General features: G+C 68.4%; 22 protein-coding genes and 1 tRNA gene. 15 read left to right on the top strand and 8 right to left on the bottom strand.

The genetic code is table 11. The annotated features are described in order from the left end of the window. Positions 1 to 9 precede the first annotated feature (9 nt). Positions 10 to 939 carry a Ppx/GppA phosphatase family protein gene (locus C5E07_RS12145; protein WP_104242939.1) on the bottom strand — a complete coding sequence of 310 codons (930 nt, stop codon included), beginning with the start codon at positions 937 to 939 and terminating at the stop codon, positions 10 to 12. Positions 940 to 1,006: 67 nt separating this feature from the next. Between C5E07_RS12145 and C5E07_RS12140 the strand changes: the two genes are divergently transcribed. The 4 genes from C5E07_RS12140 (at position 1,007) to C5E07_RS12125 (ending at position 4,700) form a co-directional block, all read left to right on the top strand. Then, positions 1,007 to 1,510, top strand: coding sequence for an amino-acid N-acetyltransferase (locus C5E07_RS12140; RefSeq protein ID WP_104242911.1), 504 nt, complete (start codon positions 1,007 to 1,009; stop codon positions 1,508 to 1,510). A gap of 100 nt (positions 1,511 to 1,610) precedes the next feature. Further along, on the top strand, positions 1,611 to 2,045 hold the full coding sequence (locus C5E07_RS12135; RefSeq protein ID WP_104299629.1) for a hypothetical protein: 435 nt from the start codon (positions 1,611 to 1,613) through the stop codon (positions 2,043 to 2,045). Continuing rightward, entirely contained in the window at positions 2,042 to 2,269 is a 228-nt protein-coding gene (locus C5E07_RS12130; RefSeq protein WP_104299628.1) for a hypothetical protein, read from the top strand. The genes C5E07_RS12135 and C5E07_RS12130 overlap by 4 nt, the downstream gene beginning before the upstream one ends. A 124-nt stretch (positions 2,270 to 2,393) precedes the next feature. Further along, positions 2,394 to 4,700, top strand: coding sequence for a 5'-nucleotidase C-terminal domain-containing protein (locus C5E07_RS12125; RefSeq protein ID WP_104299627.1), 2,307 nt, complete (start codon positions 2,394 to 2,396; stop codon positions 4,698 to 4,700). 130 nt (positions 4,701 to 4,830) lie between these two features. Here the strand turns inward: C5E07_RS12125 and radA are convergent, their stop codons facing one another. After that, entirely contained in the window at positions 4,831 to 6,159 is a 1,329-nt protein-coding gene (gene radA, locus C5E07_RS12120) for a DNA repair protein RadA (protein WP_104242905.1), read from the bottom strand. A gap of 121 nt (positions 6,160 to 6,280) precedes the next feature. Here radA and C5E07_RS12115 point away from each other — a divergent pair, with 121 nt between their 5' ends. From C5E07_RS12115 to C5E07_RS12105, 3 genes are all read left to right on the top strand, one after another. Next, positions 6,281 to 7,237 carry a diacylglycerol kinase family protein gene (locus C5E07_RS12115; protein ID WP_181057980.1) on the top strand — a complete coding sequence of 319 codons (957 nt, stop codon included), beginning with the start codon at positions 6,281 to 6,283 and terminating at the stop codon, positions 7,235 to 7,237. Positions 7,238 to 7,389: 152 nt separating this feature from the next. Continuing rightward, positions 7,390 to 7,848: a hypothetical protein gene (locus C5E07_RS12110; protein WP_104299625.1), complete on the top strand. Its 459-nt coding sequence runs from the start codon at positions 7,390 to 7,392 to the stop codon at positions 7,846 to 7,848. An 85-nt stretch (positions 7,849 to 7,933) separates the two neighbouring features. Continuing rightward, a tRNA-Ser gene (locus C5E07_RS12105) sits at positions 7,934 to 8,023 on the top strand. A 133-nt stretch (positions 8,024 to 8,156) separates the two neighbouring features. Here C5E07_RS12105 and C5E07_RS12100 read toward each other — a convergent pair. After that, positions 8,157 to 8,897, bottom strand: a complete 741-nt coding sequence (locus tag C5E07_RS12100) for a FadR/GntR family transcriptional regulator (protein WP_104299624.1) — start codon at positions 8,895 to 8,897, stop codon at positions 8,157 to 8,159. A 245-nt stretch (positions 8,898 to 9,142) separates the two neighbouring features. Here C5E07_RS12100 and C5E07_RS12095 point away from each other — a divergent pair, with 245 nt between their 5' ends. Next, complete coding sequence (locus C5E07_RS12095; protein ID WP_104299623.1) at positions 9,143 to 10,444, top strand: dicarboxylate/amino acid:cation symporter; 1,302 nt, start codon at positions 9,143 to 9,145, stop codon at positions 10,442 to 10,444. Here the strand turns inward: C5E07_RS12095 and C5E07_RS12090 are convergent. The 3 genes from C5E07_RS12090 to C5E07_RS12080 all read right to left on the bottom strand — a co-directional run bounded on the left by C5E07_RS12090 (position 10,441) and on the right by C5E07_RS12080 (position 13,341). Then, the gene (locus tag C5E07_RS12090; protein WP_104299622.1) at positions 10,441 to 11,943 is read right to left on the bottom strand and encodes an FAD-dependent oxidoreductase; all 1,503 of its coding nucleotides are present in this window, start codon (positions 11,941 to 11,943) and stop codon (positions 10,441 to 10,443) included. The two genes, C5E07_RS12095 and C5E07_RS12090, sit on opposite strands and share 4 nt — an antisense overlap. Positions 11,944 to 12,008: 65 nt before the next feature. Beyond that, positions 12,009 to 12,830: a CPBP family intramembrane glutamic endopeptidase gene (locus C5E07_RS12085; protein ID WP_104299621.1), complete on the bottom strand. Its 822-nt coding sequence runs from the start codon at positions 12,828 to 12,830 to the stop codon at positions 12,009 to 12,011. Positions 12,831 to 12,978: 148 nt separating this feature from the next. Then, on the bottom strand, positions 12,979 to 13,341 hold the full coding sequence (locus C5E07_RS12080) for a hypothetical protein (protein WP_258063922.1): 363 nt from the start codon (positions 13,339 to 13,341) through the stop codon (positions 12,979 to 12,981). A gap of 113 nt (positions 13,342 to 13,454) precedes the next feature. Here C5E07_RS12080 and C5E07_RS12075 point away from each other — a divergent pair, with 113 nt between their 5' ends. Continuing rightward, entirely contained in the window at positions 13,455 to 14,054 is a 600-nt protein-coding gene (locus tag C5E07_RS12075) for a helix-turn-helix domain-containing protein (protein ID WP_104299620.1), read from the top strand. On the opposite strand, the gene C5E07_RS12070 is transcribed toward C5E07_RS12075, so the two are convergent. Further along, on the bottom strand, positions 14,051 to 14,794 hold the full coding sequence (locus tag C5E07_RS12070; RefSeq protein ID WP_104299619.1) for a DUF1028 domain-containing protein: 744 nt from the start codon (positions 14,792 to 14,794) through the stop codon (positions 14,051 to 14,053). The two genes, C5E07_RS12075 and C5E07_RS12070, sit on opposite strands and share 4 nt — an antisense overlap. 157 nt (positions 14,795 to 14,951) lie before the next feature. Here C5E07_RS12070 and C5E07_RS12065 point away from each other — a divergent pair, with 157 nt between their 5' ends. The 5 genes from C5E07_RS12065 to C5E07_RS12045 all read left to right on the top strand — a co-directional run bounded on the left by C5E07_RS12065 (position 14,952) and on the right by C5E07_RS12045 (position 21,057). After that, on the top strand, positions 14,952 to 16,481 hold the full coding sequence (locus C5E07_RS12065) for an ABC transporter substrate-binding protein (RefSeq protein ID WP_104299638.1): 1,530 nt from the start codon (positions 14,952 to 14,954) through the stop codon (positions 16,479 to 16,481). Positions 16,482 to 16,563: 82 nt separating this feature from the next. Next, the gene (locus C5E07_RS12060; RefSeq protein ID WP_104242866.1) at positions 16,564 to 17,529 is read left to right on the top strand and encodes an ABC transporter permease; all 966 of its coding nucleotides are present in this window, start codon (positions 16,564 to 16,566) and stop codon (positions 17,527 to 17,529) included. Then, positions 17,526 to 18,449, top strand: coding sequence for an ABC transporter permease (locus C5E07_RS12055; RefSeq protein ID WP_104299618.1), 924 nt, complete (start codon positions 17,526 to 17,528; stop codon positions 18,447 to 18,449). Before C5E07_RS12060 ends, C5E07_RS12055 begins: the two co-directional genes overlap by 4 nt. Further along, positions 18,446 to 20,062 carry an ABC transporter ATP-binding protein gene (locus C5E07_RS12050; protein WP_104299617.1) on the top strand — a complete coding sequence of 539 codons (1,617 nt, stop codon included), beginning with the start codon at positions 18,446 to 18,448 and terminating at the stop codon, positions 20,060 to 20,062. Before C5E07_RS12055 ends, C5E07_RS12050 begins: the two co-directional genes overlap by 4 nt. 77 nt (positions 20,063 to 20,139) lie before the next feature. Beyond that, positions 20,140 to 21,057: a DUF808 domain-containing protein gene (locus C5E07_RS12045; protein WP_104299616.1), complete on the top strand. Its 918-nt coding sequence runs from the start codon at positions 20,140 to 20,142 to the stop codon at positions 21,055 to 21,057. 28 nt (positions 21,058 to 21,085) lie between these two features. Here the strand turns inward: C5E07_RS12045 and C5E07_RS12040 are convergent, their stop codons facing one another. Then, on the bottom strand, positions 21,086 to 22,006 hold the full coding sequence (locus C5E07_RS12040; RefSeq protein WP_104299615.1) for a LysR substrate-binding domain-containing protein: 921 nt from the start codon (positions 22,004 to 22,006) through the stop codon (positions 21,086 to 21,088). 136 nt (positions 22,007 to 22,142) lie between these two features. Between C5E07_RS12040 and putP the strand changes: the two genes are divergently transcribed. After that, complete coding sequence (gene putP / locus C5E07_RS12035; RefSeq protein ID WP_104299614.1) at positions 22,143 to 23,645, top strand: sodium/proline symporter PutP; 1,503 nt, start codon at positions 22,143 to 22,145, stop codon at positions 23,643 to 23,645. Positions 23,646 to 23,695: the final 50 nt, after the last annotated feature.

Here is a 23,695-nt window from a genome sequence, read left to right as displayed (position 1 = left end):
GCCGGGCGCTCAGTGCGGGAGGCGGTCCAGGTAGTCGAGGAGGACCCCCTCGCGCATGGCCCACGGGGACACGTCGAGCTGCTTGATGTCGAAGACGTGCATGACCTCGGAGAGGACGACGCCGCCGGCGACGATCTGCAGGGCCCGGTCGGTGGTGATGCCAGGGAGCGCGGGGCGCGCCTCGGAGTGCAGCTTCGCGAGGCGGGGCACCCAGTCGTCGAGCTGCCACTTCTGCAGGGTCGTGCGCTGCCCCGCGCCGATGCCGTCGATGGACGAGCCGGCGAGGCGGGCGAGGGAGCGGATGGTCTTGGACGAGCCCACGAACTGGTCGGGTCGCGCCCCGCCCTCGAAGGTCTCCGCTGCTTCCTTGATGAGCTTTCGTGCGTACTTGCGCAGCTCCTCGACCTGATCGTCGGTCGGCGGGTCGTTGTGCAGGAAGTTGACGGTGCTGCGACCCGCTCCGAGCGGCACCGAGATGGCGTGCTCGGAGAGCTCGTCGTCGCCGACCGCCAGCTCGAGGGAGCCGCCGCCGATGTCGACGAGCATGATGCGCCCGGCGGCCCAGCCGAACCAGCGGCGGACCGCAAGGAACGTCGTGCGCGCCTCCTCTTCGCCGCTCATGACCTGCAGGTCGATGCCGGTCTCGCGGTGGATGCGCTTCAGCAGCTCCGGCCCGTTCTTGGCTTCGCGGATGGCGCTGGTGGCGAGGGGCATGAAGTGGTCGAGCTTGCTCTTCTTCACCGCATCGGCGGCGCGGTGCATGGCTTCCATGATCTTCGCGACACCTTCGTCGGAGATGGAGCGGTCGGCCTGCAGGTAGCGCATGAGGCGCAGCACGCTCTTCTGGGACGTCTCGGGGACGGGTTTCGCGCCGGGGTGGGCGTCGACCACGATGAGGTGGACGGTGTTGGATCCGACGTCGAGAACTCCAAGGCGCATGACCGTGATGTTACCCGTGCTGTCGTCCTGAGCGTCCTGCTCTCGTGCCCGCGCGTACGCTGGTCGGATGCAGGAGATCACCATCAGACGGGCCACCACGCACGACATCGTGGGCATCAGCGAGCTCATCCAGCCGCTCGTCGACCGAAACGTGCTCCTGCGAAAGGAGCTCGTGACGCTCTACGAGGCGGTGCAGGAGTTCCGGGTGGCGGTCGATGAGCGGGGGCAGCTGGTCGGCTGCGGCGCGTTGCATGTGCTCTGGCGCGACCTCGGCGAGGTGCGCACCATCGCGACGGCGGACTCGGTTCGCGGCACCGGTGTCGGGCACGTGATCCTCGATCGGCTGATGGCGGACGCCCGTCAGCTGGGCCTCGAGCGCCTCTTCTGCCTCACCTTCGAGACGGGGTTCTTCGAGCGGCACGGCTTCGTCTCGGTCGGCGAGCAGATCGTGGACGCGGAGACCTACGAGATGATGCGCCGCTCGCCGGACGAGGGCGTTGCGGAGTTCCTCGACCTCGCCCACGTCAAGCCCAACACGCTTGGCAACACGCGCATGCTGAAGGTGCTCTAAGAGCCAGTCTCCGCCGCCGCGACGGGCTCTTCGGGCGCGTCGCAGTGGTCGCACGGTGCGCCTCACGGGAGTCCCAAGGACGGGTCCGTACCCTTGGCGAGTGAGTTCGACCCGCAGACCAAGCAAGGCCGTCTACCGCCGTCGGCGGCTGGCGCTCCTCATCGTCTGCGTACTTGTCATCGGGGCGCTCATCTGGGGAATCGCGAGCCTCTTCGGGGCGGGTTCCGGCGAACCCGGCGAAGCCTCCGCATCCGGTGCGCCGACGGCGTCATCCGCCGCGACGGCGTCAAGCGACGGTGGTGGGGCGGCCGAGGCGACACCGACGCCCACTCCCACTCCCACTCCGACTCCGACGGGGCCCGCCGAGTGCGCAGCCCCTGAGCTTGTCGTCTCGGCGATGCTCGACGCGACGAGCTACGCGCCCGACGCGCAGCCTCAGCTGTCGCTCTCGATCGCCAACACGGGCGGCGAAGCGTGTGTCATGAACGTCGGCACGGCCGTGCAGGTCTACCGATCTCGAGCGGCGCCGACGTGATCTGGGTGTCGTCGCACTGCCAGACCGACCCAGCTGACGAGATCGTCACGATCGGTGCCGGGCAGTCGGTGACAGCCCCTCCCATCACCTGGGTGCGCGAGCGTTCCTCGCTCGACACGTGCGGGACCGACCGGGCGGATGCGGTGGCCGGGGGTGCCTACTACCAGCTCGTCGTGAGCGTCAACGGCATCGCGTCGCAGCCGGCGACGTTCGTTCTCGACTGACTCGCGCGGGGTGCCCGGGGGCTTTCGCGAAAATCTCCTGAACGTTAACCTTGAAGACAGTGTGAGCTGAGAGCATCCTCACGTTCCGCACGATTCCGTCCGTTCGTCGATCGCCAGGAGACTCATGACGACGCCCACTCGCAAGCGCGCCACCGCTGCCGCTGCCGTTCTCGGCACGGCAGCTCTTGTGTCTGCCTTCGCGGCACCAGCTCAAGCAGCCGTCCTCTCGCCGAGCTTCATCACGCCCACCGACGGCGCGAAGCAGATCAACCTCATCGGCTTCAACGACTTCCACGGTCGGATCCTCAACGGCGAGAAGTTCGCCGCCTCCGTCTTCGAGGCGCAGAAGGAGTTCGGCGAGGACAGCAGCCTCGTCATCTCCAACGGCGATGCCGTCGGCGCGAGCCTCTTCGAGTCCTCGATCCAGCAGGACCAGCCGACGATCGACCTGCTCAACGCGATCGGCGTGGACGCGTGGACGCAGGGCAACCACGAGTTCGACAAGGGCATCGACGACGCTACCGGTCGGCTCGCCTCGGCGACCAATGGTCCCGATCTCGCCGCGAACGTCACGCTCGCGGACGGCAGCCACCCCTTCGACACGCACGCCATCTTCGACGTCGACGGCGTCAGGGTCGCCGTCATCGGGGCCGTGACGGAGGAGACCTCTGCGCTCGTCTCGCCCGACGGCATCACGGGCGTCACCTTCGGCGACCCCGTCGAGGCGGTCAACGAGGTGGCTGCCGAGATCACGGCGGCGAAGTCGGCCGACGTCATCATCGCCTCCTACCACGAGGGCGCGCCGAAGTCCGACGCTCCTCTCGATGAGAACCAGGAGAGCAGCACCTTCCGTTCCATCGCCGAGGACACGGCCCCCGAGGTCGACGCGATCTTCAACGCGCACACGCACCAGACCTACGCCTACGACGCCCCGAACGGTGCATCGACCCGTCCCATCGTGCAGGCCGGGCAGTACGCCGAGAACCTCGCGCAGGTCGTGCTCACGGTCGACGCCGCGGGCAACGTGACCGCCTCGGACAGCTCCATCGTGCCCGTCTACGACTCGATCGACCCGTCGACGCTGAAGCCTGACGCTGCCCCGCCGAAGAACCCGGCGCCCATCGAGTACGTCAACGACAAGCGCATCATCGACATCAAGGCGAAGCTCGACGCGGCCGTCGCGACGGCCGACGTGCTTGGGGCTGAGGTCATCGGCACCCAGCAGGGTGACATCTCCAGGGCAAAGACGTTCGTCCCCGACTCCATCGAGATGGCCGAGGATGGCTCCACCACCGGTGTCGTCGCCGAAGGCGGACAGGACAACCGTGCGGAGGAGTCGTCGCTGGGTGGCATCGTCGCGCAGTCGATGCTCGAGTCGATCAGTGACACGGGCCGCTTCGACGTCGACGCGGCGATCATCAACCCGGGTGGCCTCCGTGCTGACCTGCTGGACAACGACGGTCAGATCACGTACAAGGAAGCCGCGACCGTCCTTCCCTTCGCGAACAACCTCTCGGTCGTCAGCATCTCCGGAGCCGAGCTGAAGAATGTGCTCGAGGAGCAGTGGCAGCTCACCGCTGACGGCGAGGTGCCGTCGCGCGACTACCTGCAGCTCGGGCTGAGCGACAACTTCACGTACGCGTTCGACAGCTCGCGGCCTCGCATGGAGCGCATCGTGTCGCTCTCCATCAACGGTGAGCCCGTCTCGAGCGGCCAGGTCTACAACGTGGCGATGCCGACGTTCCTCGCCGCGGGTGGCGACAACTTCCACTCGCTGAACAACGCCGAGAGCGTCAAGGACACGGGCCTCATCGATCTCGACGCGTTCGTCAACTGGGTTCGCGCGAAGACTGCCGCGGGTTCGACTGGTGTCGTCCCGGATGTTCAGCGCAACGGCTTCGAGGTCGTCGGCCTGCCCACGGACAACAAGTTCCAGGCAGGTGAGAGCTACTCGCTGAAGGTCGCGAAGTTCAACCTGCAGTCGGTGGGATTCATCCAGAGCTCTTCGGTCACGGTGTGGCTCGGCGATGAGCAGATCGGCATCGGGTCTGTCGACGTCGCTGCTGACGCGAACCTCGTCGATGTGAGCTTCACCGTTCCCGTCGACTCGACGGTGGGGGATGGCACGCTGACGTTCCTCGCGGACCTGTCTGCGGCATCCGTCGCCGTGCCGGTCTCGGTTCAGGCGGCCGCTGAGACGCCGACCGCGACGCCGGGACCGACGGTCTCCGTCACCCCGACCGCGACCGTCGAGCCGACGGCAAGCGCCACGGCTGCGCCGGTTCCGACGGCGGACGCCGGAGACGGTGCCCTCGCCACGACCGGCGCTGACGAGAACGCCATGTTCGCGGCTATCGCGGGCGCGCTTGCGCTCCTCGTCGCCGGTGGCGCCGCGATCCTGCTCCGCCGACGCGCGGGCAGCGACGCGTAGCACGCGCACGCAGCACTGAGTCGGCCAGCGGTCGATGAGCAGTAGGCCCGGAGCATCGCTCCGGGCCTACTCGCGTTTCTGGACTCCTCGAGCCTTCGGGTGGCTCGCGTTCCGAGTGAGAGGTCTGCGGTCAGTTGCCGAGCGCGGCCGTGAGGGCGCGGTCGATGCTGCCGATGGAGGGGTCGACGACGTGGGCGAGGCCCATGCGCTTGGCCTCGGCTGCTCGGAGGTTGGCGGATGCGACACGGCGGATCTCTCCGGCGAGGCTCACCTCGCCGAAGACGACGGTGCCGTCGCGCACGGGCCGGTTGCGGATGGAGGAGGCGATGGCGATGGCGATGGCGAGGTCGGCCGCGGGTTCTTGCAGCTTGACCCCGCCGACGGTCGACACGTAGACGTCGTACTCGGAGAGCTTGTGCTTGGTGCGTCGTTCGAGCACGGCGAGCAGCATGGCGACGCGGCTCGTGTCGACGCCGTTGGTGACGCGGCGAGGGTTCGGGGCGTTGGTCTTCTGCACCAGCGCCTGGATCTCGACGGGGAGGGCGCGTCGCCCCTCGAGCGCGACGGTCACGCACGTGCCGCTGACCGGCTCGGGGCGTTCGCTGAGGAAGAGTCCTGAGGGGTCTGGCACCTCCGTCATTCCCTCGCCGGTCATCTCGAAGCAGCCGACCTCGTCCGTGGGGCCGAAGCGGTTCTTGATGGTGCGCACGAAGCGAAGCGCCGTGTGGCGGTCGCCCTCGATGTGGGCGACGACGTCGACCAGGTGCTCGAGCAGTCGGGGCCCCGCGATCGTGCCGTCTTTCGTGACGTGGCCGACGATGATGACGGGCACGCCCCTGGTCTTCGCGACTCGGATGAGGGCGGATGCGACCTCGCGCACCTGGCTGGGCTGGCCGGCGAGCGAGTCGACGGTATCGCTCGCGACGGTCTGCACGGAGTCGACGATGATGAGGCCGGGGTCGAGGCGCTCGATCTGGCCGAGGACGGTCGAGAGGTCGGTCTCGCTCGCGAGGTACAGGGTGTCGTGGAGCGCGTTGGTGCGCTGGGCGCGCATCCGCACCTGGTTCACGGACTCCTCTGCCGATGCGTACAGCACGGTCGTGCCCTTCGCGGCGACGCGTGACGCGAGCTCGAGGAGGATCGTGGACTTGCCAACGCCGGGCTCGCCGCTCAGCAGGATGGCGGCGCCAGGCACCAGTCCACCGCCGAGCACGCGGTCGAACTCGCCGATGCCCGTCGGGCGGTGGGCGACGTTGTCGATAGGCGCCTCGGTGATCGGACGTGCGGCGCGTGACTCGCTGATCGTGGCCGCCTGGATGCGGCCAGCGGTCTGCGATTCGAAGCGGTCGACGAGGGTGCCCCAGGCCTGGCACTCGGGGCATTGCCCGAACCACTTCAGCGACGCTGCGCCGCATTCGGTGCACTTGAACGCTGGTTGCTGCTTGGTCTTGGGAGGCATGTGCCAAGGCTAGGCGGCACCACCGACACTGGCGCGTCAGCGGGCCCGTGGCGGCGCGATTCTCGGGCGCTGAAGTGCGGGGTGAGGTCGCGCGGGGACCGGGGGCGTGCAGAATGGGCTCGTGCGAGCGCAGAGAGTCCTGTACGTGGTGAACCCGGCGGCTGGGCTGGGCGCATCCGCGCACCTCGGCAGGCGCCTCGCCGGGGGAGCTGGCGCCGCCTCCTCGCCGGATCTCGAGGTCGTGCTCGTGGCGGCCGACTCGTTCAAGGAGCTGCGACGGCAGGCTGCGGCCGAGCTCGGTGGGGAGCGTCGCCCCGATGCGCTCATCGTGCAGGGCGGGGACGGCATGGTGTCGATGGGGGCCGGCCTCGTCGCGGGCACCGAGGTCCCCCTCGGGGTCGTGCCATCTGGCACAGGCAATGACTTCGCTCGAGCCGCCGGGATCGAACGCGGCGTGCCAGCAGTCGGCATCGAGCGGATGCTCACCGCGCTGCGCACCGGCACCGCGAGCACCCGGAGCGTCGACGCCATGCGACTGGTGCTCGACGGCGCCGAGCATGTGGCCATCAACTCGGTCAACGTCGGCTTCGACGCCGTCGTGAATCGGCGCGCCAACGAGCTGCGGCGTCTGCCGGGAACGGCCCGCTACGTCGCCGCCCTGCTGGAGTCCGTGCGGCACTTCGAGCCGCTCGAGTTCGGTGTTCGGATCGATGGCGGCCCTGCCGAGTCGGTCACCGCCGAGATGCTCACGGTGCTGAACGGCTCGTCGATCGGCGGCGGCATCGCAGTCGCGCCGCACGCGGTCATCGACGACGGGCTCCTCGACCTGTTCGTCGTCGGCGGGCTCCCGAGGATCGGCCTGCTCACGCTCTTCCCACTCGCCATGGCCGGCCTGCACACGCGCCTCCCGGCCGTCACCTTCGAGCGGCTGACGGGCATCCGCGTGCTGGTGCCGAAGGGCGTGCTCGTCTACGCCGACGGCGAGGAGCTCCGCGGCCCGGGCCGGGCCGCCTGCACGCTTGATCTCCGCATCGACGCGGGAGCTGTGCGCCTGATCGAGACCGGAACGCGTCGGTAGACCGGTCGAGGCCGCATACGTTTTGTGACGTCGAAATGCAAGGGGCAACGCGAATCCTCTCGCGCGTGCGATTATCCACCTGGCCGAGCCGATTCCCCATCTGCCGACTCGTCCATCCCCCTGCGTGCTTCCCCCTCTCGAACAGGATCCTCGTGTCTGCTGACAGCACTTCCCGTCGTACCCTTCTGGCCGGCGCAGCCTGGTCCGTCCCGGCCGTGGCCATCACGGTCGCGGCGCCGATCGCCGTGGCCTCGACGCCCGTTCCCCTCGCGAACACCTGGTACACGGGTGGCTCGACGAGCGTCGTGAGCGGGAACGTCGCCCGGTTCACGCTCACGGGCGATGACGGAGACGGCAACGACTCCGTACTCCCCGACAACTCCACCGTGGTCATCACGCCGGATGCCGGCGTCACGATCGTGAACACGGCCATCACGGGTGGTGTCCTGACGGACAACGGCGACGGCAGCTTCACCGCCACCGTCGACTCCGGCGTCACCACACTGGTCGCGAACTTCCGGGTCACCGGACCGTCAGGGGCCAACGTCTCCTACGTGTCGACGGTGGCGCTGCCGCCCTTCACCGAGACGTTCCAGATCCCGATCGTCTGAGAGTCCGCCCCGGCTGGCTTCTCGAGAACACGCCTGGGCGGCTCGATTTGCGGCGCACCCCTGGTCTCGGTATAAGATTCCTCACGGTGACGTGTCCGAGCGGCCGAAGGTGCAACACTCGAAATGTTGTGTAGGGGCGACTCTACCGTGGGTTCAAATCCCACCGTCACCGCCATCTGAAAGGCCCCGATTTCCCTGCAATCGCAAGGGAGCCGGGGCCTTTCTGTTGTTCAGGGCAGCGTCGCCTCGGGTGGCTCAGCTCTTCGACGGCCTGAGATTGGTTGGACCAACGCGGTCCTCGAGGCCCCCTACCGCTGCGGGTGTGTGCTGTGGGCATCCTCGCTCCGAGCCTGCTCGATGACGTCCCGGATCTCCGAGAGGTGGATGCGCATGGCGTACTCGGCCGCTTCCGAGTCGCGAGCGGAGAGGGCGGCGAAGATGCGCGAGTGGCCCTCGTGGGAGACCCTGCGTCCTTCCCCCTCGAGGTGCGAGAGCACGCGTGCTTCGACGGTCCAGGACGCCGTGAGCTCGCCGAGCGTCGCGAGCAGGGGGTTCGCTGTGGCCTGGGCGATGGCCGTGTGGAAGGCGATGTCCAGTCTGGCGGAGAGGTCGGCATCGGTCTCGTCGGCCGAGCGCGCGAGCAGCTCTCCGAGCGTCGTCAGCTGCTCCCGGTCGATGCGCTCGGCCGCGAGCCGCGCGATGCGCGGTTCCACGAGGGCGCGGAACTCCGCCGAGTGGTCGTAGTCCGCCTGCACCGCCTGGAGCCTGCCGGCAAGCGTGGCGGTGAGGGGGATAGCGCGGCTGACGCGATTGGCGCTCCCGTGGCGGCGCTCGAGCAGGCCCAGGCCCTCGAGTCGCGTCAGGGCTTCCCTGAGCGCATTGCGCGAGACGCCGAGCTCGAGCGCCAGAGTGCGCTCCGGGGGCAGGGGTGCTCCTGGCTCGAGGTCACCCCCGACGATGAGGCGTTCCAGGTGCAGCACGATGTCGTCCGCGATGAGAGCCCGCGTGCGCGGAAGCGGACCGAGGGTTCGGTCGGTCGTGTCAGTCACGGGGCCACCTGTTCTCGCGTGAGCGGTGTGGCGACCGTCACCACATCCTCAGTGTGGCACGCACTGGAGGCCCATTCGCGGCGGGAGATGCCCGCTCCTGTAAAGAGCGTGTTACGGCCTGAGGCGCCACGTGAACAGCATGTAACGGTCCTACCAATCCGCTGAGATGAAGCTTCTGGCGGCCCTAGCTTGGGTCGCACCGACGCAGCTCTGCGCCGCTCACCGTCAGTCGCCCGGAGGACACCGTGAAGAGAACTCTGAAGAACCCCGCCCTCCAGATCGGGTCCGCTGCCATCCTCGGCATCGTGTTCGGTCTGCTCGTGGGCGAGTGGGCGGCGAACCTCAAGTTCGTCGGCGACCTCTTCATCCGGCTCATCCAGATGGCCATCGTGCCGCTAGTCATGACCTCGGTCATCGTCGCGACCGGGGCCATGAGCGGCTCGGGCATGGGTCGGATGGCCGCCCGCACCTTCACGTGGATGATCGGCTTCTCCGTCGTCGCCGCGCTCCTCGCCTGGTGCATCAGCGCCGTGCTCCAGCCCGGAGCCGGCATCGACTTCTCCGCCGCGGTCGACCCAGCGCTGCAGGAGTCCGCGGCCGAGGCCACGGGCTGGCAGGAGACGGTCGTGAACTTCGTCTCCACGAACATCTTCGCGGCCATGTCGACGGCTACGATGGTGCCGATCATCATCTTCTCGCTGCTGTTCGGCGTCGCGCTCAACGCCTTCATCGCCAAGACCGGCAACCGCCTCGTGCTGGACTTCTTCGACCAGATCCAGCAGATCGTCCTCACGATGATCCGCTTCGTCATGATCATCGCGCCGATCGGCGTCTTCTGCCTGCTCGCGAACCTCGCGGGCACCGTCGGGTTCGCCGTCGTGACGAGCGGACTCAAGTACCTGGGCTCGACCCTCATCGGGGTGCTCATCCTGTTCGTGCTCTTCGTGGTCGTCGTGTGGCTGCGAACGGGGCTCAACCCCGCGCGGCTTCCCGCCAAGCTCAGCGATCAGACGATGATCGCCATCACGACGACCAGCTCGGCCGTCACCTACCCGACGGTGCTGAAGACGGCGATCGAGAAGGTCGGCGTCAGCCAGCCCGTCGCCAACTTCACGCTCTCCGTCGGCCTCACGATGGGGTCATACGGCGCCGTGCTCAACTACATGATCGTCGTCATGTTCCTCGCGCAGTCGGGCGGCATCACCCTCGACTTCGGCACGATCGTGCTCGGCATGGCCCTCGCCATCCTCCTGAACATGGGCACCATCACCGTGCCGGGCGGCTTCCCCGTCGTCGCCATGTTCCTGGCCACCTCGCTCGGCCTCCCGTTCGAGGCCGTCGGCCTCCTCATCGCCGTCGACTGGTTCGCGGGCATCTTCCGCACCTTCCTCAACGTCAACGGCGACACCTTCGTCGCCATGCTCGTCGCCAACGCCACCAACGAGATCGACCGGGACGTCTACGACGACAAGAAGCAGGTCACCACGGATGCTCTGGACCTCGACGAGCTCAAGGGGCAGTTCGAGAAGGCGGACGCCGTCGACTAGGGAACACGGGGCAGGCCCGTCGTGGCTGGCCCCTCGATCCGCGTCCCGTCCGCCTCGAAGCGTGAAGCGTGCAGGGGGCAGTCCCACGAGCAGGACTCGTCGTTCCACACGACGACGCCTCCCAGGTGCGGGCACACGGCCGAGACGGTGCGCGTGGTCCCGCCGAGGGTGCTCGTCGCGACCGGATGCACTCCGTCCCGACCGACGCGCCCCTCGCCCTCCGCGGGTGGCGCGTCGTCGGTGTGACTCAGCGCCTTGCCCCATTCGCTCGTCAGCCTGGCCGCGGTGTGTGCGCCGCGCTCAGCGAGCCCCAGGGTGCCCTTCGCGCTGGGGGCACGATCGAAGAGGGTCTTCATCCACTCGGCCCGTCCTCCGAGGATGCGTGCAGCGAGGTCGTGGGCGGCCGCGACGCCGTTGGTCATGCCCCACTTCGCGAACCCGGTCACGGCGAGGATGCGGTCGTCGCGCGGGTCGATGGGGCCGGACAGCGGCGTCGCGTCGACGTTCGTGTAGTCCTGGGCCGCCCACCGATGGGTCTCGCTGAGGCCGGGGAAGCGCTCGTGGGCCTGGGCGATGAGGGCGTCGACGAGCGCTCGTGACGAGATGGAAGCCCCGACCTGGTGTCCTGCCCCGCCGACGAGCAGGTAGTCGTCACCGCCGCGACGGAACTGTCGGTACGAGTGGCCGCCCGAGTCCATCGACAGGTACATGCCCGTCGGCACCTCGCGTTCCGATCTGAACGACACGAGGTGCGAGCGGTGGGCGGTGAGGCGCGCGAAGTGCAGGCCGCGGTCGAGCGCGGGGAAGCCGGTGGCGAGGATGAGGTGCGATGCGGAGAACGAGACGAGGTCGGCGTTCGGTGCCTTCGTCGCCTGCACCTCGACGTGCGCCTTGTGCTGGGACGCGGCGGTGACGGTCAGGCCCTCCACGACCTTCGCGCCTGCCCGGCGAGCCCTGGCGACGAGCGCGATCGACAGCTCGTACGGGTCGAGCTGCCCGTTGCCGGGAACCGCGAAGAAGTTCTCGACCGTGAAGGGCAGCCCGTGGTGTCCGCCGGTCTCGACGGGCAGCCCGAGCTCTTCGACGACTGCACGCTCCTCGTCGACCTTTCTCGCCCCGGCCCTCGTCGTGGCGAAGTTCACGGCCGGCCTCGTCTGCCAGCCCACGCCCTCCTCGGCGCAGAACGCTGCCGTCCAGTCGAGTCCGAGCCTGTTCGCCTCGACATAGGCCGCCGCGATCTCGTGGCCGCGCTTCTGTCGCACGCTGGAGAGCTGCGATCCCTGCAGCAGCGAGAACTTCGCGGTGGTGTTCCCCGTCGCGAGCGCTGCGATGGTGCGCGCCTCGACGAGGGTGACCTTCAGCCCGGCCTCGCTGAGGAGGACCGCCGCGGTCAGTCCCGCGATGCCGGCGCCCGCGACGATGACGTCGCTTCTGCTCGGCAACTCGTCGGAGGGGTCCGTGATGGGGCGAGCGGTGGTGTCGTGCCAGATCGAAGTCATGTGGGCTCCCGGTGTGTTCCGGTTGAGCGTCGCAGGCGCCCCTGGAGTTTCCAGACCCCTTGACTTCAGCTCGTGGCGGGCGGAGTGACTCGTCCGCGGATGAAGATGATCGCCACGAGGCCGACGAGGATGACCGGGATGTTCCCGAATCCGGCGAACGTCGCAAGCGGCCCGTCCCCCGGATGCGTCGTCAGCAGGAAGATGCTCGGGTCGGTGCTCGCGTGCAGGAGGATCGGCCAGATGAGGTGGCCCGTGACCCGCAGCGTGAGGTACATGCAGATGCCGAACGCGAACGTGTAGACGACCTGGATGCCCGTTGCCAGGAGGCTCTGCCCGCCGAGCAGGTTCCCCGAGTGCAGCCCGGCGAACAGCGCGGCCGAGACGAGCGCGGTCGCGAGTTCCGAGTGGCCGGCCTTGCGCATGAGGTTCACGACGTAGCCACGTGTCAGCACCTCTTCGGCGAAGCCGATGCAGAGGCCGGCGACCAGCCAGGCAGCGACGACATCGAACCCAGCCGCCGCGTAGTCGAGCGACGCGAAGCGGAGCACGTTGAAGACCAGGACGACGGCGACGCCGATCCACATCCACCCCCTGCCGTTGATCGGCTGCCGCGCGAACAGCTCGCGCAGCCAGCCCAGCGAGAGCGCGAAGGCGACGAGCAGCGCACCGCCGAACGCGATCGGCAGGATGTAGTCGAAGAGCAGCGCGGAGGCGGAGCCGGGTGCAGGGTCGCCCCTGAAGGGCACGAAGAGGAAGCCCCCGAGCTGGTAGAGCGCGTAATAGACGACGACGAGCAGCGTCGCCTTCCACCAGCCGCCGCGCTCCCAGAAACGCTTCCAGGGGGAGATCGACGTCGACGTCGAGGGGTCTTCGCTTCGGCCGCTCATGGGCGCGCTCCAAGTCGTCGGGGGAGTCGGGGATCAGGGGAGTCGGGGAGGGGCCGCCTCGGGCGTTGCTCGGCCTGTCACGAGATCCTAGCCAGTCGGTGGGCCCGCGATGGAGGCGAGGGGACTGCGCGCCCGCGCCGTGCGAGGCTCACCAGCCGTGCGTGTTCATCCACGCTCGGCGTCGGTCGGCCTCTTCGCGTGACTCATCGCCGCGCCACGAGTCGTGTGCCGACAGGGCACCGTCGTCGAGCGTGACGAATGCGAAGCAGACGCCGCACAGAGCTCGGCCGTTGGGGTAGCCGTCCGGGAGTCTCGGCGCCGGAACCGCGGCCGACCCACTCGCCGGGCACCGGGGTGCGTCCGCGTCGATATCGCTCCAGAGGATGCTCGACCCCGTCCGATTGTGGAGGCCGGCGTGCCCCGCGCGACGCGTGCAGATCTCGCCGTTGCGGCGGCTGAGGCAGAGCATCCGGGCGGCACCTGGCAGCTGGGCGATGGGGCGGTTGCTCACGATGCTCCGATCAGGTTCAGCTGCGTCGCGTCGAAGTGCCTCGAGGGGAGATTGGGAACCGCATGATCACGCATGCACCCAGCCTAGGCAAGCTGCGTCGGTAGACTCGCGGCATGGCAGACCCGCGAGGATCCGAGGACGAAGAGCAGTTCGCGGTCACCTCGCTCGGGCTCGCGGTCCGTGCCGGCCGCAAGCGCCTCGACCTCTCGGTGCACGCGCTCGCGAAGCAGGCGGGGGTGAGCCTCGGGCTCATCAGCCAGCTCGAGCGGGGCATCGGCAATCCGTCGCTCGGCTCGATCCAGCGACTGGCGACCGCGCTCGGGGTGCCCATCACGCAGCTCCTGGAACCGCCGGCACCCGACTTCGCCGTGGTCACCCACGACCGACGGTTGCGATTGCCGACTCCCACCGATGTTCCGGAGGACGAACGCGCAGTCCGTGAGCTGCTGACGCCCCGCAGCGAGTCGACGCTGCAGCTCATCCGGTCCGTGCTGCCGCCGCGCTTCACGAACGCGGGCCGCCCGTTCCGGCATATCGGAACGGAGAGCGTCACCGTGCTCTCGGGTCGCCTCATGGTGGTGCACGGCGAGGAGCGGGTTGTCCTCGAGGCGGGGGACACCGCGACCTACGCATGCTCGACCGCCCACTGGTGGTCGAACGAGCACGACGGCGAGACGGTCGTGATCGGAGCCGTGAGCCCCTTCGAGCACTAGGCCTGCGTCGAGCCCTCGCCCCTGCGGGAGCTCTCCGGCTCGGCGTCGACGGACGAGCTCGAGACCAGCGCCTCATGAAGGTCGTGGATGCGCAGCTCGAGCAGGCGGTCGAGCTCGTCGACCGGGTGGGTGTGGTCGTCGACGCGCAGGTCGACCGCGAGCTCCGGCGGGTGGATGCGACGTTCCTGACTGGTGGCGACGAGGATCGCCGCGCTCTGCCGGCCTCGCGCGTCCCCGCCTGCGCTCTGGCCGGCGTGCAGCGCGACGAGCAGTCGTCTCGCGAACACGGCGATCGCGGTCGTCTGCTCGAGCTCGGGGGACCCGGGTTCCGGGGCGCTGCGCTCAAAGGAGTCGGCGATGGCGTCGAGCACTTCTGGCCCGGTGAGCAGGTTGCCGACGGTCACGTAGCCTGCGCCGTGGCGCTGGCCCGTCCAGGGGCTCGTGAGGTCGCCCACCCACGCGCCCGTGCGTCCGCTCAGGTCGAGTGCCGCCGTCTGTCGGTATTGGGGAGCCTCGTCCCATTCGGCGATGCGGCCGACGACGGCGTCGGGCGATTCGCCGGCCGCCAGGGCGTCGAGCATGCGGCCGCGCAGGGCTCTGTTGGTCCACGCCTGGCTGGCGACGACCCCCACGGTCGGATCGATGGCGAGCACGGCGTTGCCCACCGCGAGGGATCGGCTTGCGGTCACGGCGCCGAGGAGGCCCGCCGTGCGATCGCGTGCCAGCAGTGTGAAGGTCATGCTCGTCCTCGTCTCAGCAGCGCGCCTCGAGGGGGAACCCCGGGCACTGGAATCGTTTGTGACGATCCTGTTTCGGCCGCCCTGCGGCCTTGTACCTCGCCCAAGCGTGCCACATACTGATGAAACATTCACGAAAATGAACGAAGTGGAGTGCATCATGCAACGACGAAGTGCAGGGATCGGAGCCGCGGCCATCGGCGCGCTCCTCGTCTTGAGCGGATGCTCGGCCGGCGAGAGCGTCGACCTCGGTGGCGGAGACGCCGTCGGAGGCGAAGTGCTCCACGCGGCCATCGGCGGGGAACCCGACCAGCTCGACCCCCACAAGACGTCCTCCTACTTCTCGTTCCAGGTGCTCGAGAACGTCTACGACACCCTCGTCGAACCCGACGAGAACCTCGAGATGCAGCCCGCGCTCGCGGAGTCCTGGGAGACCAGCGACGACCAGCTGACCTGGACCTTCACGCTGCGCGACGGCGTCACCTTCCACGACGGCTCCGACTTCACGAGCGAGGACGTCGTCTACTCGTACAACCGCATCATCGAGGAAGAGCTCGCCAACGCGTGGAAGTTCGACGCCGTCACGAACGTCGAGGCGCCCGACGACTCGACGGTCGTCATCACCGTCTCGCAGCCGACCCCGAACCTGCTCTCCAACCTCGGTGGCTTCAAGGGCATGGCGATCGTCGAGCAGTCCAACGTCGAATCCGGCGAGATCGCGAACGCGCCCGTCGGCACCGGCCCCTTCTCGCTCGCGAGCTACACGAGCGGCGACCGCATCGAGCTCGCCGCCAACCCCGACTACTGGGACGGCGCCCCGAGCATCGGCGGCGTCGAGTTCCAGTTCATCTCGGAGCCCTCGACGGCGCTCGCGGCGCTCAAGAGCGGTGAGATCCAGTGGACCGACGTCGTCCCCGCGCAGCAGGTCGAGGAGCTCAGCGGCGACGAGTCCATCGAGCTGGGGCAGAACCCGTCGAGCGACTACTGGTACCTGGCACTCAACGAGGGCAAGGAGCAGTGGCAGGACCCACGCGTGCGCCAGGCCATCGCCTACGCCATCGACCGCGACGCCATCGTGCAGGCGGTCAGCTACGGCACCGCCGAGGCCAACCAGCTCGCCATCCCGCAGGACAGCATCTGGTACACGGAATACGACAAGTACTCGACCGACATCGAGGAGTCGAAGCGGCTCCTCAGCGAGGCCGGCTTCACCGGCGGAACGCTCGACCTGCTCGCGACGAGCGAGTACCCCGAGACCGTCACGGCCGCGCAGATCATCGCATCCAACCTCGAGCCGCTCGGCATCACCGTCGAGATCAGGCAGCCCGACTTCTCGACCTGGCTCGACGAGCAGAACTCCGGCAACTTCGACATGCTCATGATGGGCTGGCTCGGCAACATCGACCCGGACGACTTCTACTACTCGCAGCACCACAGCGACGGCGGCAGCAACGCCCAGAAGTACTCCAACCCGGAGGTCGACGCGCTGCTCGACTCGGCCCGCACGGAGACCGACCAGGCTGCGCGCAAGGAGCTGTACGCGCAGGCCGCGACGATCATCGCCGACGACGCCAGCTACATCTACCTGTACAACCCGTCGGTGATCCAGGTGTGGAGCCCGAGCCTCGGCGACTACGAGGCGCGCGCTGACCGGGCGACGCGGTTCCGCGACGCCACGCTGACCCCGTAGCCCGCCCCGCCCAGCAACCGGGCGAGACGGCAACACAGCAAGACAACAACCCAGGACACAGGGTCCACGAGGGGAAAACCCAATGAGAATGTCGTTCGGCTCCATCGCCGCGTTCCTCGGCTGGCGCCTGCTCTACTCGGCGATCGTGCTGCTCGGAGTGCTCGTCGTCGTCTTCTCCCTCGTGCACTTCGTGCCGGGCGATCCAGTTCGGCTGGCGCTCGGCACGAGGTACACGCAGGAGGCGTACGACGCGCTCCGGGCGGCGTCCGGGCTCGACCGGCCCATCCTCGAGCAGTTCTTCTCCTACGTCGGCAACGCGCTCACGGGCAACCTCGGCGTGAGCTTCCGCAACGGCGACGCCGTGACGACGACGCTGCTCGAACGCCTGCCGGCGACGCTCTCGCTGGCCGGCGTCGGGCTCGTGATCGCGCTCCTCATCTCCGTGCCAGCCGGCATCTGGTCGGCACTGCGGGAAGGGCGCGTGAGCGACGGCGTCATCCGCGTCACGAGCCAGTTCGGCGTCTCGATTCCGGACTTCTGGATGGGCATGCTGCTCATCGGGCTGTTCTCGTCGACGCTCGGCTGGCTCCCCTCGAGCGGCTACTCGTCGATCAGCGATGACCCTGGCGACTGGGCCAGGCACGTGCTCCTGCCCGGCCTCACCGTCGGCCTCGTCGCTGGCGCCATCATGACCCGCTACATCCGCTCGGCCGTGCTCGAGGTGGCGTCCATGGGGTACGTCCGCACCGCGAAGTCCAAGGGACTCTCGGCGTGGACGGTGACGATGCGCCACATCGTCAGGAACGCGCTCGTGCCCGTGCTCACGATCGCCGGCATCCAGCTCGCGACGATCCTCGGCGGCGTCATCGTCGTCGAGGTCGTCTTCGCCTGGCCAGGGCTCGGACGCCTCGTCTACGACGCCGTCTCCTCCCGCGACTACCCGCTCATCCAGGGCTCCGTGTTGCTCATCGCCGTGATGTTCCTCGCCGTGAACTTCATCGTGGATGTGCTCTACGCGCTCGTCGACCCGAGGATCCGGCTCTCATGACCGCACAGAACTCAGAAGCCACGCGGCAGGCGGAGTCCGGCCCGCCCGCACCGGAGGAACGCACGCGCGTCGCCGCCTGGCGCCTCCTCCTCAGCAACCCCGTGACGGTCGTCAGCGCGGTGCTCCTCTTCATCGTCGTGTTCGTCGCCCTGCTCGGCCCCTGGATCGCGCCATACGGCGTCAACGACGTCGACGTCGCGAACCAGCTCCAGCCGCCGAGCGCCGCGCACTGGTTCGGCACCGACGACCTCGGACGGGACGTGCTGAGCCGCGTGATGATCGCGTCTGGCGTCTCCCTGCAGGTGGCGTTCGTCTCCGTCGCGTTCGCGTTCGTCGTCGGCGTGCTGGTCGGCGTCATCTCCGGCTACGCGGGCGGACTCCTCGACACCGTGCTCATGCGCCTCGTCGACGTCATGTTCGCGTTCCCCGTGCTGCTGCTCGCGCTGGCCATCGTCGCGATCCTCGCACCGGGGCTCGCGACGACCATGCTCGCGATCGGCATCGTCTACACGCCGATCTTCGCGAGGGTCGCCCGAGCGAGCACGCTCTCCGTCCGCGTCGAGCCGTACGTCCAGGTCTCCCGCACGATGGGTACCCCGTGGGCGAGCATCCTCGGCCGCCACGTGCTGCCCAACATCACCGGCCCGATCATCGTGCAGACCTCCCTCTCCCTGGCCTTCGCGATCCTCGCCGAATCTGCCCTCTCCTTCCTCGGCCTCGGTATCCAGCCGCCGGCCCCCTCCTGGGGTGGCATGCTCTTCGCCGCGCAGGGCTTCATCAGCCAGGCCTGGTGGATGAGCCTCTTCCCCGGCGTCGCGATCTTCATCACGGCGCTCTCCTTCAACCTGCTCGGCGACGGGATGCGCGACGTCCTCGACCCCAAGCAGCGCACCCTCATCGAGTCAAGGAGGAAGCGATGACCGCTCCAGCGCTCCGCGTCGCCGACCTGCGGGTCTCCATCGGCCGCAAGGACATCGTCCGCGGGATCGACTTCTCGATCGAGCCGGGCGGAACGCTCGGCATCGTGGGGGAGTCCGGATCGGGGAAGTCGATGACCGTCCTCGCCGCCACCGGACTCCTCGACGCGCCAGGCGCCCGCGTCACGGGCACCAGCACGCTCAACGACCAGAAGCTCGGGCAGGTCGAGCTGATCGGCGCATCCGCTCGAACCCTGCGGAGCGTGCACGGCAACGGGGTCGGCTTCGTCTTCCAGGACCCGAGCACCTCGCTCAACCCGCTGCTCACCCTCGGCCGGCAGCTGACCGAGTCGCTCGAGACGCACCGACGCCTCTCGCGCCGCGCCGCGCGCGCGAAGGCCATCGAGCTCCTCGAATCCGTCGGCATCCCAGAGCCCGAAGCTCGCTTCGACGCCTACCCGCACGAGCTCTCCGGCGGGCAGCGGCAGCGCGTCATGATCGCCATCGCGCTCTCCTGCGACCCCGGCCTGCTCGTCGCCGACGAGCCGACCACCGCCCTCGATGTGACCACGCAGGCGCAGATCATCGATCTCGTCCGCACGCTCCAGCATGAGCACGGCACCGCCGTCATCTGGATCAGCCACGACATGGGCGTCATCTCGCAGGTCGCGGACGAGGTGCTCGTGATGCGCCACGGCGAGGCCATCGAACGGCGCAGCGCCATCGACCTCGTCACTGCTCCACGGCATCCGTACACCAGGGAGCTGCTCGCAGCGAGGCCCCGGCTCGGCAAGGCGAAGCCCACCCCAGCGAGGCCGGACGCGACGACGATCCTCCAGGTCTCCGAGCTCGACGTGCGCTTCCCCATCCAGACCCCCAAGGGCCGCAGCCACGTGCACGCCGTCGACGGCGTCTCGTTCGAGCTGCGCCAGGGGACGACGCTCGGCATCGTCGGCGAATCTGGCTCCGGGAAGTCGACCATCGCGAACGCCCTCACCGGCCTCGTCAAGCCGACGGGCGGCACAGCGACGCTCGAGGGCCTCGATGTGCTCAAGGCCGACAACCAGCTGCGGCGCCGCATCGCGATGGTGTTCCAGGACCCGTTCTCCTCGCTCGACCCCCGCATGTCCGTCGGCCAGTCGGTCGCCGAGCCGCTGCGCGTCCACCGCCTCCCCGCTGGCGGTTCGCGTTCCGCGCGCATCGACGAGCTCTTCGACCTCGTCGAGCTGCCGCGGGACTTCATCGGCCGGTATCCGCACGAGCTCTCCGGCGGGCAGCGGCAGCGGGTCTCGATCGCCAGGGCACTCGCGCTCGAGCCCGACATCGTCATCCTCGACGAGTCGACGGCGTCTTTGGATGTGTCCATCCAGTCCCGCGTCCTCGAGCTGCTGCGCAGGCTGCAGGACGAGCTCTCGCTCAGCTACCTCTTCATCGCGCACGACCTCGCGATCGTCGAGGAGATGAGCCACGATGTGCTCGTCATGCAGCGCGGGCGAATCGTCGAGCATGCCCCTGCCGACGAGATCTTCGGCGCCCCGAAGGAGGAGTACACGAAGCAGCTCCTCGCGGCGATCCCGCCGGAGCTCCCAAGAAGCCTGAACGCGCATCCGTCCTGACCTCCCTGCTCTCGCACACCGCGGGTAAGCTCTGTCTGCCGCGTTCCGCGCTGCACCAGAACACCAAGGAGAACACCGTGCCCGTTGGACTGCTCGCCGTCGTCGACGACATCCTCACCGCTGCGCTGAAGGCCTCGGCGAAGTCGGCGGGAGTCGTCATCGACGACGCCGCCGTCACGCCGCAGTACGTGCAGGGCATCACGCCAGCACGGGAGCTGCCGGTGGTGTGGAACATCGCCAAGGGCAGCCTCTTCAACAAGTTCGTGATCATCATCCCGATCGCGCTGCTGCTGACGGCCTTCGCGCCCTGGGTGCTGCCCTACCTCCTCATCGTGGGCGGCGTGTACCTGTGCTTCGAGGGCGCGGAGAAGGTCACCGAGTGGTTCGGCCACCATCACGCGCTCGACGAGGACCATCCGCGCGACGAGAAGAAGCTCGTCTCGGGAGCGGTGCGCACCGACCTGATCCTCTCGACCGAGATCATGCTCATCTCGCTGTCGAACCTCGACCCCGAGCTGGGGTTCTGGATGCGCTTGGCAGCGCTCGTCGTCATCGCGCTCGCCATGACGGCCCTCGTCTACGGCGCCGTGGCGCTGCTCGTCAAGATCGACGACGTCGGCCTGCACATGGCGACCCGCCGCGACCGCCGCACCCGCCACCTCGGCGTGCGCATCGTGCGCTCCATGCCCGCCGTCTTCCGGGTCATCAGCATCGTCGGAACCGTCGCGATGCTCTGGGTGGGCGGCCACCTCGTCATCATCAACGTCGGCGAGGTCGGCTTGCACGCGCCGGCAGACCTGCTGCACGAGATCGAGCACGCCCTCATGAACGCCGGTGCCGTCGTCGTCTGGCTCGTCGACACGCTCATCTCCGCCATCGTCGGCCTCGTCGTCGGCCTCGTGGTCGTCGGCATCACGCTGCTCGTCGGACGCATCCTGCCGAAGAAGCCAAAGGCGGCCGCGACCGCAGAAGCTCCCGGCGTCGAGAAGCACTAACGACGCACTGCGGGGCCGGATGTTCGGCTCAGTCCGGCACGCCGGGGCCCGTCTGAGAGCCTGCCGCGACGAGCTCTGCGAACGCCGTGCCAAGCGCATCCCTGACGAGACGCACGCTGTCCCGATCGCGGAGCGCGCCACGCGTCGCCGTGAAGATGTCCCGGTGGGGCCGCCCCGGGAGGTCCAGGAAGCGCAGCCCTCCGCCGGATGCGGCACCCACGAGCTCGGAGACGAGGCCAACCGCGTGACCCGCGGCGATGAGGCGCAGGTGCGTGTGCAGGTCACTGGCCACGTACCGCACTTCCGGTTCGAATCCCGCCGCCCTGCACTGCTGCTCCGCCCAGTTGCGCGCGGCGGTGCCCGGGGGCTCCATCACCCAGGGGGTGCCGCGGAAATCGGCGATCGAGGTGGCAGCCGAGGCCGCGCTGGTCGCGAGCGAGATCGCGTCGAACCCGAGGACCTCACGCTCGATGCCCTCCGCGTGGGGCCTGGTGTGGCCCGGATACTCCTCGGCGACCACGAGGTCGTACCGGTGCGCCTCGAGTTCGAAGAGCCCCTCCTCAGGTGAGACGGCGTCCACTTCGACCCGGATGTCCGGACGGGCCTGCTCCAGGAGCGTCAGTGTCCGGGGGAGCAACGCGCGGACGACGGATTCCAGTGCGGCCACGCGCACCCGCTCGGTGCCCGTGCGCATCGCGGCGAGCTCATCGCGAGCGCGGGTCTCCAGGTCGAGCACACGCGCGGCGTGCTCGGCCAGCGTCACCCCCTGCGGCGTCAGCCGCACGCGCCTGCCATCCTGCACGAGCAGGGGAACGCCCACCTCGCGCTGCAGCTGCGCCAGCTGGTGCGAGACGGTCGACGCGCTGAAGTTGAGCGAGGCCGCGACGGCGGTGATGGTGCCTCGCAGCTGCAGCTCTCGCAGCAGGCGGAGGCGGCGGAGGTCCCACATCTTGCACCACCTTTCGATTTCATCGATGAGTTCGTTTCGGCTATCTTCGCTATTCGTCCGCAATCATGCCAGCAACACTGGAAAGGACGCGTACCCACCGGGGTCGACGCGTCGCTTCCAGAAGGAGTCACTGCCGATGTCCGATCTGACCTTCCAGCTCATCGCCCTCGCGATCTACTTCGCGGCCATGGTGGGCATTGGGATCTACGCGTTCCGCCAGACCAAAGACCACGAGGACTACATGCTCGGCGGGCGCAATCTCAGCCCGGGCACCGCGGCGCTCAGCGCCGGAGCATCTGACATGTCCGGCTGGCTGATGCTGGGGCTGCCCGGCGCGATCTTCGTGTCGGGTCTCGTCGAAGCCTGGATCGGCATCGGCCTGCTGATCGGTGCCTACTTGAACTGGCGTTTCGTGGCGCCGAGACTGCGCGCCTACACCGAGGTCGCCAGCAACTCGATCACGGTGCCGAGCTACTTCGAGAACCGCCTGCACGACAAGTCGCGCACGCTGCGAATCGCGAGCGGTGTCGTCATCCTGGTTTTCTTCACCTTCTACATCTCGTCCGGAATGGTTGCCGGAGGCGTGTTCTTCGAGAGCAGCTTCAACGGCGACTACCTGACGGGCATGCTCCTCGTGGCCGGAGTCACGCTGGCGTACACGCTCTTCGGCGGCTTCCTCGGCGCCACCTTCACCGACGTCGTCCAGGGCATGATGATGCTCCTCGCGCTCGTCGCCATCCCAGTGGTCGCGATCATGTCGTTGGGCGGATTCGGGGGCGTGAGCGAAGCCATCGTCGCCTCGGGCGTCGACCACACGGGTCTCATCCCAGCAGAGCTGAGCTGGCCCGTCATCATCGGCATCATCTCGGCGCTCGGGTGGGGCCTCGGCTACGTCGGGCAGCCGCACATCATCGTGCGGTTCATGGCGCTCCGCGATTCGCACTCGGCGATCGCCGGCCGTCGAATCGGTATGGGATGGATGCTGCTCTCGATGCTGGGCGCAGTCACCGCGGGCATCGTCGGTGTCGCCTACGTTCAGCAGAATGGGATCGACATCGCCGACCCCGAGACGATCGTGCTCGTCATGGCGCAGGTGCTGTTCCATCCACTGGTCAGCGGGTTCATCCTCGCCGCGGTGCTCGCCGCCATCATGAGCACGATCTCGAGCCAACTCATCGTGTGCTCGTCGGCGCTCGTCGAAGACCTCTTCATGGTCATCGCGAAGAAGAAGCCGGAGCAGAAGACACTCGTCCTCGCAGGACGAGGTGCGGTGCTCGCCATCGCGGTCGTCGCGGGCCTGCTCGCGATCAACCCATCTGACTCGATCCTCGCGCTCGTGGGCTTCGCCTGGGCTGGCTTCGGTGCCGCCTTCGGCCCGATTATCCTGCTGAGCCTCTACTGGAAGAAGCTCACCAACTGGGGTGCGCTCGCGGGCATGGTCGTCGGTGCCGCGACGGTCTTCATCTGGTCAGCGCTCGGCACCGACTTGTACGAGATCATCCCCGGGTTCATCCTGAACCTCGTCGTCGCCGTCGGCGTCAGTCTGGCGACGCACAAGCCTGGGAGCACGACCGACGTGGACGTCGAGCGAGAGTTCGCGGAGACCGGCGCGCTGGCAATCGTCAAGCCGTCGAAGTAGCGGCTTCGCCGCGCCCTGCCGCACCCCAGTCGGACCCTGTCGCACGAAGA

This window comes from Pseudoclavibacter sp. RFBJ3, assembly GCF_002931375.1.
Classification (GTDB): Bacteria; Actinomycetota; Actinomycetes; order Actinomycetales; family Microbacteriaceae; genus Pseudoclavibacter.
The sequence above is the reverse complement of the archived record's forward strand: the minus strand, read 5'-3'. Positions and strand labels throughout refer to the sequence as shown.